Origin of the sequence: Rhizorhabdus histidinilytica (assembly GCF_900167915.1) — a bacterium.
In the GTDB taxonomy this organism is placed as follows: Bacteria; Pseudomonadota; Alphaproteobacteria; order Sphingomonadales; family Sphingomonadaceae; genus Rhizorhabdus; species Rhizorhabdus histidinilytica.
In genome coordinates this window covers 97,804-112,050 of sequence record NZ_FUYM01000003.1, presented here as the reverse complement: position 1 = coordinate 112,050, position 14,247 = coordinate 97,804, and the positions used below count along the sequence as shown (strand labels likewise).

The 14,247-nt window shown below is 64.6% G+C and carries 14 protein-coding genes; 8 read left to right on the top strand and 6 right to left on the bottom strand.

Going from position 1 to position 14,247, the window contains the following annotated elements; all coding sequences use genetic code 11:
• Window positions 1-351 precede the first annotated feature (351 nt).
• Window positions 352-1,956, bottom strand: coding sequence for a pyrroloquinoline quinone-dependent dehydrogenase (locus tag B5X82_RS07140; protein WP_176152491.1), 1,605 nt, complete (start codon window positions 1,954-1,956; stop codon window positions 352-354).
• Window positions 1,957-1,969: 13 nt separating this feature from the next.
• Between B5X82_RS07140 and B5X82_RS07135 the strand changes: the two genes are divergently transcribed.
• Entirely contained in the window at window positions 1,970-3,190 is a 1,221-nt protein-coding gene (locus B5X82_RS07135; RefSeq protein WP_209045935.1) for a LacI family DNA-binding transcriptional regulator, read from the top strand.
• Window positions 3,191-3,239: 49 nt separating this feature from the next.
• Here B5X82_RS07135 and B5X82_RS07130 read toward each other — a convergent pair whose 3' ends face one another.
• The 5 genes from B5X82_RS07130 to B5X82_RS07110 form a co-directional block, all read right to left on the bottom strand.
• Window positions 3,240-3,488: a cupin domain-containing protein gene (locus tag B5X82_RS07130; protein ID WP_209045933.1), complete on the bottom strand. Its 249-nt coding sequence runs from the start codon at window positions 3,486-3,488 to the stop codon at window positions 3,240-3,242.
• A gap of 97 nt (window positions 3,489-3,585) precedes the next feature.
• Entirely contained in the window at window positions 3,586-4,587 is a 1,002-nt protein-coding gene (locus tag B5X82_RS07125; protein ID WP_079647437.1) for a quinone oxidoreductase family protein, read from the bottom strand.
• 151 nt (window positions 4,588-4,738) lie between these two features.
• Window positions 4,739-6,556: a CocE/NonD family hydrolase gene (locus tag B5X82_RS07120; RefSeq protein ID WP_079647436.1), complete on the bottom strand. Its 1,818-nt coding sequence runs from the start codon at window positions 6,554-6,556 to the stop codon at window positions 4,739-4,741.
• Window positions 6,553-7,656: an amidohydrolase family protein gene (locus tag B5X82_RS07115; RefSeq protein ID WP_079647435.1), complete on the bottom strand. Its 1,104-nt coding sequence runs from the start codon at window positions 7,654-7,656 to the stop codon at window positions 6,553-6,555. Before B5X82_RS07115 ends, B5X82_RS07120 begins: the two co-directional genes overlap by 4 nt.
• Window positions 7,657-7,696: 40 nt before the next feature.
• Window positions 7,697-8,086: a RidA family protein gene (locus B5X82_RS07110; RefSeq protein ID WP_235862623.1), complete on the bottom strand. Its 390-nt coding sequence runs from the start codon at window positions 8,084-8,086 to the stop codon at window positions 7,697-7,699.
• A gap of 187 nt (window positions 8,087-8,273) precedes the next feature.
• Between B5X82_RS07110 and B5X82_RS07105 the strand changes: the two genes are divergently transcribed.
• From B5X82_RS07105 to B5X82_RS07075, 7 genes are read left to right on the top strand one after another with little or no spacing between them, the layout of a single operon-like run.
• Window positions 8,274-8,795: a nuclear transport factor 2 family protein gene (locus B5X82_RS07105; protein WP_079647434.1), complete on the top strand. Its 522-nt coding sequence runs from the start codon at window positions 8,274-8,276 to the stop codon at window positions 8,793-8,795.
• The gene (locus B5X82_RS07100; RefSeq protein WP_079647433.1) at window positions 8,792-10,183 is read left to right on the top strand and encodes an amidohydrolase family protein; all 1,392 of its coding nucleotides are present in this window, start codon (window positions 8,792-8,794) and stop codon (window positions 10,181-10,183) included. The genes B5X82_RS07105 and B5X82_RS07100 overlap by 4 nt, the downstream gene beginning before the upstream one ends.
• Window positions 10,184-10,237: 54 nt before the next feature.
• On the top strand, window positions 10,238-11,140 hold the full coding sequence (locus B5X82_RS07095) for a LysR family transcriptional regulator (protein WP_235862622.1): 903 nt from the start codon (window positions 10,238-10,240) through the stop codon (window positions 11,138-11,140).
• Window positions 11,141-11,171: 31 nt separating this feature from the next.
• A complete protein-coding gene (locus tag B5X82_RS07090) occupies window positions 11,172-11,666 on the top strand; it encodes a DUF2938 family protein (RefSeq protein WP_079647895.1) in 495 nt (164 codons plus the stop codon).
• Window positions 11,663-12,580: a dioxygenase family protein gene (locus B5X82_RS07085; protein WP_235862621.1), complete on the top strand. Its 918-nt coding sequence runs from the start codon at window positions 11,663-11,665 to the stop codon at window positions 12,578-12,580. The genes B5X82_RS07090 and B5X82_RS07085 overlap by 4 nt, the downstream gene beginning before the upstream one ends.
• 10 nt (window positions 12,581-12,590) lie before the next feature.
• The gene (locus tag B5X82_RS07080) at window positions 12,591-13,331 is read left to right on the top strand and encodes an SDR family NAD(P)-dependent oxidoreductase (protein ID WP_079647430.1); all 741 of its coding nucleotides are present in this window, start codon (window positions 12,591-12,593) and stop codon (window positions 13,329-13,331) included.
• Window positions 13,328-14,224 carry a BKACE family enzyme gene (locus B5X82_RS07075; protein ID WP_079647429.1) on the top strand — a complete coding sequence of 299 codons (897 nt, stop codon included), beginning with the start codon at window positions 13,328-13,330 and terminating at the stop codon, window positions 14,222-14,224. Before B5X82_RS07080 ends, B5X82_RS07075 begins: the two co-directional genes overlap by 4 nt.
• The last annotated feature ends 23 nt before the right edge of the window (window positions 14,225-14,247 follow it).

The window sequence follows — 14,247 nt, the reverse complement described above, 5'->3', positions numbered from 1 at the left end:
TGTTGGTTTAGCGAATCACAGATGATCGACGCAGCTTGATATTCATCAAATCAGACAGTTTTGCAATCGATTGTTTAAAGTGCGCGGAAGAGATTGCGCTTGTCAGGATGAAGCGAAAAATAGGACGGCGATTTTTAGTTTCGGAAAATTGATATGATTTATCAGAAGTTTATATAAATCTCGCCGTTGCAGGCAGGCATGATGACACGTTTCGGTCAGGTCGTGATTGATATGCCGAATCTCAGGGAAGTCATTGAAATTATGCAATGGATTGTTTGAGGCGGAGAGCGATGGCGAGTCGCGAACGGCCGGAGGCGACTTCCGTCGCCAATCCCGAAGGGGAAGTCCGACTTAGCTTGGCAATGAGAAAAGGAGCAGCTTCGCGGTATCGCCTTTGCCAGTCGGCCAGAGCATGGCGCGCGATCCGGCTGCCACCGCGACATATTGGCGCTGTCCGACGGTGTAGGTGACGATGCCGCCGCCGACGGGATCGTCGCCGGCATGGTGCCACAGCTCAGCGCCGGATGCGGCGTCCCAGGCCTGGATCGTTCCGTTGAGATCGCCCGTCAGGACGATGCCGCCGGCGGTGACGAGCGTGGCGCCGACCATCGGCGTCGGCATGCGATGCTGCCAGCGGATCGCTCCGGTATCGGCGTCGATCGCGGTAAGGAAGCCACCCCACTCCCTGTCCTGCACGCCATATATCGGTCCGCCGGCGGGCTCGCCGGTCCAGGGGCGGCCGATCTTCGCGCTTTTCATGACTTCGTCCGCGGCGGCGACGCTGACGGTGGTGCACCAATCGACCGATCCGACGAAGATGCTGTTGAGCTTCGGTGAGAAGGCCGGACCATTCCATTCGACGCCGCCGCGCACGCCCGGGCAAAAGCGGGTGCCTGCCGCGACGATCGGCTGATCGGCATTTTCCACGTGCGTTACCGCCGTCCGGTAACGGATCGCGTTGCTGGCGCGATCGATGGCGTAGACATGGCCATCCTTGATCCCGGCGACGGTGAGCTCGGCACCCCTGGCCGTGGTGATCAGCGCGGGCGTCGCCGAGACGTCCCAATCATGCGTGTCGTTGGGGATGAGCTGCTTGTGATCGATATAGCGGCCGGTCATCGCATCGAGCACGACGATCGAATTGGCATAGAGATTGTCGCCCGGACGCAAGGGGGCGGTGAAGATGGGCGATGGATTGCCGGTCGGTATGTAGAGCCGGCCGCTACGCGGATCGAGGGTGAAGGAGGTCCAGCTCCCTGCGCCGCCGCGGGGCACGCCGGGCGCCTGCCAGCTCTTCTCGACTTCGGGCGGCCCTTCGCCGATGCCGGGAACCAGGCGGAACGTCCACACCGGCTTGCCGGTGCGCGCATCGAGCGCCGTCGCCGTGCCGCTGACGCCATACATGCCGCCGCCGGCGGTGCCTGTGAAGACCAGGCCGTTCCAGGTGATCGGGGCCGCCGGCGCGGTTTCGCCGCGCCGGGGATCCCCGATGGCGGTGTCCCACAGCATCTCCCCGGTGGCGGCGTCGAGGGCATAGACGTGGCCGTTGCCATTGCCACGAAATATCCGCCCGTCCGCATAGGCTGCGCCGCGTTGGCCGCGCATCGCCGAGGGGGCGGGGTAGTCGACGGTGCGGCGCCATTTCAACCGGCAGGTCGTCGCGTCGATCGCGAAGGTGGTGCTGTCGGTGGTGATGTAGGCGACACCGCCAATCACGATCGGGCCGGTCTCGAAGCTTGTCGTCTCGCCGGTATCATAGGCGCAGAGGCGTTTGAGGTTGCCGACGTTGTTGACGTCGATCTGATCGAGGGGCGAAAACCGTTCGGACGTCAGCGAGCCATTGTAGCTTGGCCAATCGGCCGTCGTCGTCGCCTTCTGTGGAGCGCCGCCATAGGATGGCGCATGGCCGGCCAGCAGGATGGCGGCGGCTAGGGCCGCGGTTGGGCGGATGTTCACGGCACGGCCTCCTATGCTCGGTCGGTCGCGCCGGTCGGCCGACGATCCGTTTCTGCTCCGCCACATCGGGGATGTCTTGGATAGCAATCGATTGCAGTTATTGAAAGAGGATGTCAATCAACTATTGCTCTATACGGGTTGCAAACGCTTGGTACGAATAAGGCACTTTACGATTGGGCGAGGAATGAACGGCAGAAGCAAGGCTGGCCCCGGATCCAACCTCACCCTCAAGCATGTGGCGCGCGAAGCAGGGGTCCATCCTTCGACCGTATCGCGCGCGCTGAACCCGGCGACCCGATCGCTGGTGGCTGACGATGTCGTCGCGCGCGTGCTGCAGGTGGCCCAGGATCTGGGTTATCGGCCGAATCTTCTGGCAGCGGCGCTGCGAACCGGGCGTTCGCGCCTGATCGGGGCGTTGATCCCGAACATCTCCAACACGCTGTTCTCCATGATCCTGAGCGGTGCGGCCGAGCGGCTGGCAAGCGCCGGCTATTCGCTGGTGATCGCCGACGTCGGCGACGAGCCGGCGCGCCAGCTCGAACTGACCCGGCAATTCGTCGCGCGGCGAATCGACGGGCTGATCCTTGCGACCGTCCGGCGCGATGACCCGCTGGTCGCCTTCTGCGTCGAGCAGGAACTGCCGGCCGTGCTCGTCAACCGTGCCGAGGAGAAGCGGCGTTTGTCGGCGGTGGTCTCCGATGACGGTCTCGCAATGCAGTTGGCCGTCGAGCATCTCGTCGAACTCGGCCACAAGCATATCGCCCATGTCGCGGGTCCGGAGACGACATCGACCGGCCATCTGCGCCGGCTGGGCTTCACCCAGGCGATCAACTCGCACAAGCTGGGCATCGAGCCGTCGATCGAACCCACGAAGTCATATTCCCGGGAAGAGGGGGCTCGGGCGGCTGAGAAACTGCTGGCGGGCAACGATCGGGTAACCGCGATCGTCGCCGCCAATGATCTGCTCGCGCTGGGGGTTTACGACATCCTTCGCGAGAAGGGTGTCAACTGCCCCCGCGATATCTCCGTGATCGGGCATAACGACATGCCGCTGGTCGACATGATCTCGCCCCCCCTCACCACCGTGCGGATCAGCCATCAGGAGATCGGCCGGCAGGCGGCCAGCCTGTTGCTGTCGCGCATCCAGGGCGATGAGACGGTCCAGCGCAACGTGGTGTTGACGCCGTCGCTGATCGTGCGGGAATCCACCGCGCCGCCGCGCAAGATCCGATAGTTTACCGCATCCCCGGGCCTGAGACGGCATGGCCGCCGTCGGCCAGGCTTCAGGTGGACGGCGGCGTCGCCATCACCAGCATGAGAACCGCGCGGTCCTCGGCATGGTTGTGCACGGCGCGGGTCTCGTGCGGGGCGATCCGGCAACTGTCCCAGAGTGACAGGATCATCGGGCCTTCGGCACCGCTGATCGTCACCTCCCCTTCCAGAACGACATAGGCCTTTTCGAGCGGCGACGCGCCCGGCAGGATCCGGCCGCCCGGTTCGATCACCGAGGCGGCCATCCAGAAATTGTCCATGGGCCCTGCGTCCATGCCCTGGAGGCGCAGGCAGCGCATCCCTTCATGTCCGACCGCCTGATAGGGGAGGGCGTCCGCGAAGCGCCTCAGATGCATGTCAGCGCGGCACCAGCACGACCCGATCGCGATCCGATCGCAGCACCTTGGCATAGGCTTCGGCAGCGTCCTCGAGCCCGAAGATCGCCCGATCGACCACCGGGAAGGGTTTGAGTAGCCCGGCCTCGAAATGCGGGGTCAGCGTGGCGAGCACCCCGATCGTCGTCCTGGTGTCGAGGGCCAGCGTGTCGATGCCGAAATAGCGGTGCTGGCCGCGGTAGAATTGCAGGATGTCGAAGGGTACCACCCGGTCGATCGTGCCGATCATCATCAGCCGGCCATGCTTCGCCAAGCATAGCGCGGCATCGGCGAAATAGGGACTGCCGACGGTATTGAAAACGATAGGAGCGCCGATGCCGCCGGTGAGTTCCTTCACCCGCTCTGGCACGTCCTCATTATCGGAATGGATCATCTCGATCGGGCTGTTGGCATGGCCAATATAGCCTTCATCGCCGCGCGCCACGCCGATGACACGGGCTCCCAGCATCGTTGCCATCTGGATGGCGGCCTGGCCGACCTTGCCGTTGGCACCGAACACCAGCACGGTCTCTCCCCTGGTCGGCAGGGTCATGCGCGACAGCGCTTCCCAGGCGGTGACGAAGGGCACACCCGCCGCTCCCGCCTCGATCAGCGAGACGGTGCTGGGTTTGAAGGCAACGCAGTCGCGGCGGAGACCGATATGCGTGGCATGGGTACCGTCGCAACGGATGCCGAGGTCGCCGCTCGATCCCCACACTTCGCGGCCAAGCAGGTCGCTTGGGCCATCGACGACGCGGCCCGCAAAATCGCGGCCCGGCGTGCGCGGCCAAACAGCATAGGGCATCATCCCGATAGCGGCCTTGGCGTCGCTGGGATTGACCCCCGCGCAGGCGACCTCGACGATCAGCTCGGGATCGCTCAGCCCCCCGATCCCACCTTCTTCCACCGTCAGGCGGACATCCTCGACCGTCGTTGCTCGCTCATGAATACGCAGCCTGCGTTGCGGCCCGTTGGAAGCCCCCATTAAATTTGTCCTTTTGAAGTCAGATCCAGTCTCTCCGGCCGCGTCACGAGACGTGCTCGGGAATCTTTTCGGATGAGCGGAAAGATATCGATCTCCACTCTTTGCAATCGTTTGTAATCTACGCTCGCGATTGTCAACTGCTTTCCGTCCGTCAATGGACCTGCACGGGCAGGATCAGCGCCGATGGATGGCTCTCGTCGTGAAAGACGACCTGTTGGGCCGGCATCATCCGTATGGAGCGGCCGATGGGATCGCCGCTGTTCGGATTGCGATCATAGGTCGGAAAGTTGCTGCTCGAAATCTCGACCCGAATGCGATGTCCCGCCTTGAAGAGGTGGGCAGTGGGGTTGAGCGTGATGCGATAGCGGTGCGCTGTGCCGGGTTGGACCGGCTCGGGATGCTCGAAGCCGTTGCGATAACGCGCACGGATGATCCCGTCGGACAGGTTGATCGCGCGTCCATCGGGTTCCACTGCGACCAGCTTGGCGGTGAAATCGGTGTCCGGCGCGCTGGTCGCCGCCCAGAGTTCGACCGTCACCGGGCCGGCGATCGCGAGCTCGGCGGGAAGCGCGTCGCTCGTATAGACGAGCACGTCCGAGCGGGATTCGACCGGGCGCTGGTCATAGGGGCCCATCGGCGATTCCGGGCCGTAGCAACAGCTATGGCCCCCGATGCTGGGCACCGGGGTGGCGGGATCATAGACGAATCTGTCGGGCTTGGATCGAGGTGCAGGTGGGGCGGTATCGAGCCGTCCGTCCCCGGCCAGGGAATTGGCCCGGCCGCCGCTTGCGAGATGATAGGGGACCGGCCGTGGCGGGCCGGGCGGCCAATTGGATGCGGTGCGCCAGCGATTCTCGCCCATCATGAAATAATGGATCGGTGCCTCGTCGGCCGGGCCGGCGTTGCCATGGTTCCGCAACCAGCGATCGAACCAGGCGGCGGTCATGTCGACGAAGGGGCTGACGGCCGCAGCGCCGAAATCGACGTCGCCGAGCCTTGTTCCCCAGTTGAGGTGCGCCCAGGGGCCGATGACGAGTGAGCTGTTGCGGCGCGCAACCCGACTGCCGCCGTGATCGCGCATCGCTTGGTAATTCTCGATCGTGCCGGCCAGGAAGACGTCGTACCATCCGGCGAAGTTTAGCACCGGCACGGAAATGCGGCCGTGACGACCGCGGAGGCTGAGCGCCTGCCAATAGTCGTCTCGTGTCGGGTGGTGCTTCAGCCAGTCGAAATAATAGCCGGTCAGCTCCGGGCGGTCCGGCAGCAGCGGCGGAAAATCGTCGAGCGGCAGGTGATCGTACCAATGATCACGCAGCGCCGCATAGTCGCGCGCCATGCCTGCCTGAATCGCCTTTCCGTCGGGCAGACGCGCCGCGGCGGAGGCCGCGACGTTATGGAGCAACCAGGTCTCGTTGAACGACAGGGCGAACGCGCCGCCCGGATAGACCCATTGCTCATAGAGATCGGCTGGGGCGACCTGTACCGCCATGGCGGCGAGATGCGGTGGCCGGCGGAGTGCCGCCTGCCATTGGCAGAAACCTGAATAGGAGGCGCCGAAGGTGCCGACCCGACCGTTGGACTGCGGCAGACGCGCCGCCCATTCGATGCTGTCATAGCCGTCGTCGCCTTCATGGACCCAGGGCAGGAAGCGGCCCTCGGAAGCGAACTGGCCGCGCATGTCCTGGATCACCGTCAGGAAGCCGCGCGCCGCGAAGATGCGACCCAATCCCGCGAACATGTCCTTGTTGTAGGGTGTGCGCTGGATCAGCGTGGGGAAGGGGCCCGGGCCTGCCGGCCGATAGAGGTCGGCGCGCAGCAGCGTGCCGTCGCGCATCGCGACCGACAGGTTGGTGGCGACGTCGATCTCCTCGGTCGCACCGACGCGGCTCGCGCCGAGCAGTGCCGCGCCGGCCGCGATACCGCCCAGCACGGACCGCCGGTCGAGCAGCGGCTGCATCGCTCGGTTCATCCGTGTTTGGCGCCGAGACCCAGCAGCTTCGCGGCGTTGCCGCTCAGGATTGCGCGAACCTTATCCGGCGACAGGCCCGATTTCTGCACGTAGCTCACCGCACGGGTGTATTTTTCATCTTGGAAATAGGGAAAATCGCTGCCCAGCAGCAGGCGGTCCGAACTGAAGGTCTGATCCATGCACAGCAGCGCCGGCACGTGGAAGTTGGCGGTGTCGAACCAGAATTTCCGCAACTCCGCCCAGGGGCTGCGCGGGAACGCCTTCCAGTCGGTGAAATTATCCTCGATCCGCTGCATCATGAAGGCAAGCGCCCCACCCAGATGGGCGACATGGAAGCGGATGTTCGGGAATTTGTGGGGGATATCGGCCTTCAACAGGTGGAGCGCGGCGAGGCTGTCCTCGATCGGAGCGCCGACCACCCATTCCAGGCGAAAGTCCTTCATCATCGAGCTGTTGGCGGCGCAGCCGGTGGGGTGGATGTAGACGATTGCCCCCAGCCGGTTCATCTCCTCGTAAAATGGGAGGAAAGCGGGGTCGGCGACGGAGATCCTCGTTGCCGTCAGCGTGTTGATCGCGACGCCCTTGAAGCCCAATTCGGTGATCGAGCGGCGCGCTTCCCTGATCGCCTCGTCGACATGTGGCAGCGGCACCGCGCCATAGGCCAGGAACCGGCCCGGATATTTGCGGATCAGGCCGGCATAGACGTCGTTGATCATTCGAGCGACCTTGGCCGCGTCGGCGGGGTCGCCCATCTGCGGCACTTGCGGCGTCGGTGACAGCAACTGGGTGCGCACACCGGCGGCATCCATATTGGCCAGCCGGTGCGCCAGATCGGCCTCGCTGTCGGTGGCGCGCATGTTGCGGGCGATGGCGGTGCTCTTGTCACCCAACCGTTCGAGCTCGTCGAGATATTCGGTCGGCCAGAGATGGGCATGGGTGTCGATCGCGGCGGCCCTGCCGGCCGGCGATGCCAGGGCGTGGCCGGCATGCTCTTCGGGTTTGGCGGCGGCCGCAGCGGAGCTGCCCGCGGCGATGGCGACGCCGGCGGCCGCGGCGACGGTCTGGAGGAAATCGCGACGCGGCGGGCAGGCACAGCTCATATTCGGTCTCCTGTCGGAAAAAGGGGGCGGCGCCGCGCGGTCAGGCGGCGGTCAGATCGATCTCGACCAGCATCCTGGGATTGGCGAGCCGCTTGATCTCGACCAGCGTGGAGGTCGGACGGGTGTCGCCGAAATAGCCGAACACGATGCCGATCGCCTCCTTCAGAAAGGCGTCCATATCCAGCGTGTAGATGCGCATCCGTATGACATTGGCCGGGGTCAATCCCACCGCCTTCAGCGAGATGTCGATATTCTCCATGACATTGCGGCACTGATCCGCAAGCCCGTCCGGAAGATTGCCGTCGGCATCATAGGCGAGCGTGCCGGCGATTTCGTAGCGTTTGGTGGCCTCGGTGACGATGATCTGGGAATAGAGGCCCTTCACCGGTTCGAACACGCCTTCTGGTTGGATGCGCTCATGCACGGCCATATATCTCCTACAATCGATTGCTATCCAGCTTAGTGTGGGCGCGGCCCATCGTACAGATGCAAAGGTAATTAATAGTGAAAAACGATATCATATTTATAATCATTCATTTGTTAAATAAATTGAGCAGGCTTAGCCTCCTGTCGCAATGGCCGCGGATCGGCACGCGGCGGCATGACGGGAGCATTACATGGGCGAGGTCTTGGAGCAGTTGATCGCGAAGGCGGCGGTCAGGGATCTCATCTATAGCTATCCGCGGGGGCTCGATCGGCTTGATCCCGATCTGTTGCGCTCGATCGCCCATCCCGGCGCGACGATGAAATTCCTCGGCATGTTCGACGGTAGCTGGGACGATTTCGTCGCCTGGCTGATGAAGGCGCACACCGACATGCTCTACAACCGCCACACGATCGGCAACGTCCTGATCGAGGTGAAGGGCGACAGGGCGGTGAGCGAGACGACTGCCACCGCGCATCTGATCGTGGGCCGGGCGGATGGCCAGGTCGAGGATCGCGACACCCATTCGCGCTATCTCGACAATTGGGAGCGTCGCGATGGCCGCTGGGGCCTGGTCAACCGTCTCACGTTGAAGGACCATCGCCGGATCAGGGTGATGGGCCGCGAGGAATTCGATGCCCAGGTCGAATATGTCCATGCCGCCGATGTGTTGCGCGACGATCCCTCCTACGCCCATTTCGCGAGCCTTGCATGAGCCGGACCCTCATCAGTGGCGGTGTCATCGTCAGCGTCGATTCCGCGATCGGCGTGTTGCCGAAGGGCGACGTCCTGATCGAGGGCGAGCGGATCGTGGCGGTTGGCCCCCATGTCGAGGCGGGGGATGCCGAGGTGGTCGATGCTCGGGGCATGATCGTGATGCCCGGTCTGATCAACGCGCATCTCCATAGCTGGCAGAGCGGGTTGCGGTCGATCGGGGGAGGTTGGACCGGCCCCGACTATCACCGGGTCATGCACGGCAACCTTGCCACCCGTTTCCAGCCGGAAGACAATTATATCGGTACGTTGTTCGGTGCGCTCGAACAGCTCAACGGCGGCGTGACGACTATCTTCGACTGGTGCCACGACATCACCAGTCTGGAGCATGCCGAACGTTCGGTCGATGCACTGGAGGAGGTCGGAATCCGCGCGGTATTCGGCCATGGTTCGGCCAAGCCGATGACGGGCGAGGATGGCATCCCCTTCACCCACAAGCCCCATCCGCGCGAGCGGCTGGAGGCGTTGCGCCGCGGGCGGTTCACCTCCGACGATCGGCTGGTGACGCTGGCCGCCGCGATCCTGGGGCCGCAATTCTCGGTGCCCGAGGTGGTCGAGCATGATTTCCGAATGGTCAAGGAGCTGGGGCTGATGTCCAGCTCGCATGCGGCGCGGCGGCTGAAGGATCGGCTATCGCCCGAGGGCTTCCGTATCCCGGCGCGGCTTGGTCTGCTCGATGCGACCCACAACGTCGTCCACGGCAATTATCTGGACGAGGAAGAGCTGAAGATCGTCGTCGATTCGGGGGCGTCGGTCACCGTCACGTCGATGATCGAACTGCATGTCCATGCCGCGGATCCGTTGACCGGCCGGCTGCGCACCTTGGGGGCGATGCCGTCGCTGGGCGTGGACAGCATCCCGATCGCCAATGGCGACATGTTCAGCGAAATGCGGCTGTCGATGCTGTTCCAGCGTGCAATGGAGCATCGGATCAACGAGGCGCAAGGCTTGCCACCGTTGACGAAGCTGCCGGTGCCGTCCGAGGATATCCTGCGCTATGCCACGATCGGCGGCGCGCGCGCGTTGTGCATGGAGCATCGGATCGGCAGTTTGACGCCCGGCAAGCAGGCTGACGTCATCCTGATCGACGCCAACGCGATGAACATGTTCCCGGTGCATGAGCCGGTGCAGTCAGTGGTGTGGCAATCCGCACCATCGAACGTCGATACGGTGTTCGTCGGCGGACAACTGCGCAAGCGCGGCGGCAGGCTGCTCTATTCGGAAACCACCCTCGCCCGGCGTCGGGAGCAACTGCTCCAGTCGATCGAGCGCATCCTTGCCGAGGCGGAATATACCCCGGCGATCGAAGCGAGGATCGCATGCTGCTGAGCGGTGAACATCCGCGTTTAACGCTGGCGTCAAAGGGCGCTAGGATTGGCTGCGATGAACGTGACGCTCAAGCAGATCCGGGCCTTCGTGGCGATCGTCGACACCGGCAGCTTCACCGCGGCCGCGACGGCGGTCAATTCGACCCAATCGTCGTTGTCGGTGCTGATGCGCGAGTTGGAGACCGCGGTGGGCGTCCGCCTGCTGGAGCGGACGACGCGGACCGTTCAGCTCACCGAGGCGGGCGAGGAGTTCATGGCGCACGCCCGTCGGATTCTCATCGAGGTGGAGAATGCGCTGACGAGCGCGGACGAACTGGTCGCGCGCAAGCGGGGACGTGTGACGGTCGCGGCGCCGCCGGTGGTGGCGGCACTGATGCTCCCGTCGGTGATCGCCCGCTTCCGCGCTACCTATCCGAACATCGTGGTGATGGTGGAGGACATCACGCCGCAGGAGATCGTCGCGCGGGTGGCATCGGGCCAGGCGGACTGCGGGCTCGGCACCTTCGCCGGCGAGCTGAAAGATGTCCACAGCAGGCGGCTGATCGACGAGGAACTGGTGCTGATCTGTCCGTCGACCCACCCGTTGGCGCAGCGCAGGGAGATACGGTCGCAGGACTTGCGCGACGTTTCGATCGTCGGACTGGCGGGATCGCCAGACGTGCGGCGGTCCCTGGACGTGCGGCTGCGGCTGGCCGGCGTCCATGTGCCGCCGGCTATCGAGGTGCGGCAGATGTTCACCTCGCTCGGCATGGTTGGCGCGGGGTTGGGGGTGGCTATCTGGCCATCCTGGGCGACGCGGATATTGCCGGCCTTCAACGTCGTGGCGCGCCCGTTGGTCGATCCACCCGCGCGCTTCACCATCTCGGTGATCACGCCGGCGCGGCGGACGCTGTCGCCCGCCACCCAGAGCTTCGTCGAGATGCTTTCCGAAACCGGCCGGGATTTCACCCTGGCCTGAAGCCGCGCCGGGCGGCGCAAGGATGATGATCATGGGGGATATCGTGGCGCGCGCCATCGTGGTGGGCGTGGTTGCCGTGCTGCTGTTCGACCTGTGGGGTTGGGCGCTGGAGCGGTTCTTCGGCGTCCGCGCACCCAACTGGGCGATCCTGGGCCGCTGGCTGACGCCGTTTGTCGAACGACCGGTGCCCGCTCAGCCGGGGCCGCCGACGTTCGGCACGGGTGAGCGGCTGCTGGGTACCACCGCGCATTATATCACCGGCATCGTCTTCGCGGGCGCGTTGCTGTTGATCATGGGGCGCGACTGGGCGGAGCGGCCGACTCCGCTGCCGGCGCTGACGATGGGGTTGAGCACCGTCGTCTTCGCCTGGTTCGTGATCATGCCTGCGCTGGGCCATGGCATAGCGGCGGCGAAAACGCCGTTTCCCGGTCGTATTCGAATCATGACGCTGATGGCGCATTTCGTCTTCGGATGCGGTTTCTTCCTGGGCGCGATCGTTGCCGCATGGCTGGTCCCACTTGCGTGAACGATCGTTTTTCGGAGAATCTGCAATCGATTGTTGGTTGTCGGCACTTTGAGGCGAGTAGGACGATGATCTTGGAAACCGATATAACGAAGGCCGTGCTCGCGACATTCGGTGGCGATGATGGGCGGCTGCGCGAGGTCATGACTTCGCTGGTGCGGCACCTGCATGATTTCGCACGCGACGTCCGGTTGACGCCCGAGGAAATGCATGTCGGAATCGAATTCCTGAACGCGGTCGTCGCGACCAACAGCGCGACGCATAACGAAACTGTCCTCCTCTCCGACGTGCTCGGCCTGTCGTCGCTGGTCTGCAGCGAAAGCCAATATGACGACGAGGCGCTGCTCGGTCCCTTCTGGCGGATGGGCGCGCCATTGTTGGCGAACGGCGCCACCATCGATCAGACGGGCACGGGTGGCGTACCGCTCTACGTCGAGGGCGAGGCCGTCGATCCCGACGGCGGGCCCATAGAAGGCGTCGAGGTGCATGTCTGGCAGGCCTCGCCCGTCGGACTCTACGAAAACCAGGACCCCGATCAGGCAGAGATGAACCTGCGCGGCCGCTTCATGACGGATGTCCAGGGCCGTTTCGCTTTTCACTCCATCATGCCGGCAGGCTATCCGGTGCCGACCCATGGGCCGGTAGGCGGACTGCTTCGGGCGCTCGGCCGCCACCCGATGCGGCCGGCGCATCTCCACATCATGCTGTACAAGCCCGGCAGGACGACGCTTATCACCCAGATGTTCGTCGATGACGACGAGTATCTGGCCAGTGACGCCGTGTTCGGCGTGAAACCTGCGCTGGTCGGCGGCTATCGCCCGATCGATCCGGATCATCCCGACGCCGGCTTCCGCCTCCATCGCCGTTTCGTCCTCGTTCCCGGCGAAGCGATCCTGCCGACCCCCCCCATCGAATGAAGGACCGGACATGACTCTCGAAGGCAAGGTCGCGATCGTCTTCGGCGCCACCGGCGCCATCGGCAGCGAAACCGCCAAGCAACTCGCCGCGCTCGGTGCCGATATCCATCTGGTCGATCGCGAACAGGCCCGCGAGCGGGGCGAGGCCCTGATCCGTAGCCTGCCCGGGCGGCATGGCTTCAGCGGGCTGGAGATCACCGACAGTGCCGCGCTCGAAGCGCTGCGCGACCGGCTGGCGGACGATCCGCGTGGGATCGCCGTCCTGATCAACGCCGCGGGTTTCACCCATTCCATCCCGCATGCCGATCTCGATGCCCTGACCGATGAGATCATCGACTCGATGATGCAGACCAACTGGCGTGCGCAGTTCTCGACGATCCGGACGATGGCGCCGTTGCTGCGCAAATCCGGCGACGCCGTGGTGGTATCGCTGTCCTCGATAGCCGCCTTCACGGGGATAGGGTCGAACATCGCCTATTGCGCCGCGAAAGCCGGCATAGATGTGATGACCAAGGCGCTTGCGCGCGTCCTGGCGCCCGAGGTGCGGGTGCTGGCGGTCTCGCCCGGCGTGGTGGATACCAGCTTCGTGCCCGGTCGCGGCGCGGATTTCTCGGCCAAGGTGGCAGCGAACACTCCACTGGGGCGGGTCGCGTCCGCCGAGGAGGTGGCGCGTGCGATCATTGCCTGCTGTACGCACCTGACCTATTCGACCGGGCACATCGTCCAGGTCGACGGCGGGCGGGCGCTATGAGCGGTCGATCCTTCGATATCCAGACGCCGGCGATCGTCACCTGTGCCGTCACCGGCAACCTGACCACGCCCGACCAGACGCCATATCTGCCGATCACGCCGAAGCAGATCGCCGAGTCCGCGCTGGAAGCGGCAAGCGCCGGCGCCGCCATCGTCCATCTCCATGTTCGCCATCCCGACACCGGCGCGCCATCGATGGAACTGGCTCATTATAGCGAGGCGGTCGACCGCATTCGCCAAGCCAATCCAGACCTGATCCTGAACGTCACCACCGGGCCCGGCGGGCGCTATGTCCCTTCGGAGGATGACCCGGCGCGTGCCGGGCCGGGGACGACATTGCTGCGGCCGGAACTACGGGTCGAGCATATCGGTGAACTCCGGCCCGAGATCTGCACGCTGGATCTCAATACGATGAACTCCGGCAGGGCAGTGGTGATCAACACCCCCGCCAACATCAGGCGGATGGCTAGGGTAATCCGGGAAGCCGGCGTCAAACCCGAGATCGAGCTGTTCGATTCCGGCGATATCGCGCTGCTGGCGGATCTGGTGGCCGACGGAACGCTGGAGCCGGCGCCGCTCTGTTCCTTCGTGATGGGGGTGAAGTACGGCTTCCAGCCGAGCCCGGAAACCATTCTCTACGCGCGGGGGCTGCTACCGGCCGGGAGTGCGTTCACGGCGTTCGGCATCGGCCGCGCGGCCTATCCGGCCGTGGCGCAGTCCTTGCTGGCGGGCGGGCATGTGCGTGTCGGTCTTGAGGACTCGGTCTATCTGGATCGTGGCGTGCTGGCCCCCTCCAACGCCGCCCTGGTCGAAAGGGCACGAATCATCGTCGAAGCGCTGGGCAGCCGTGTCGCGAAGCCCGCTGAAGCGCGTGCGATCCTGGGGCTCGCGTAGCGGGCGGGTGGCGGGAGGAAGCG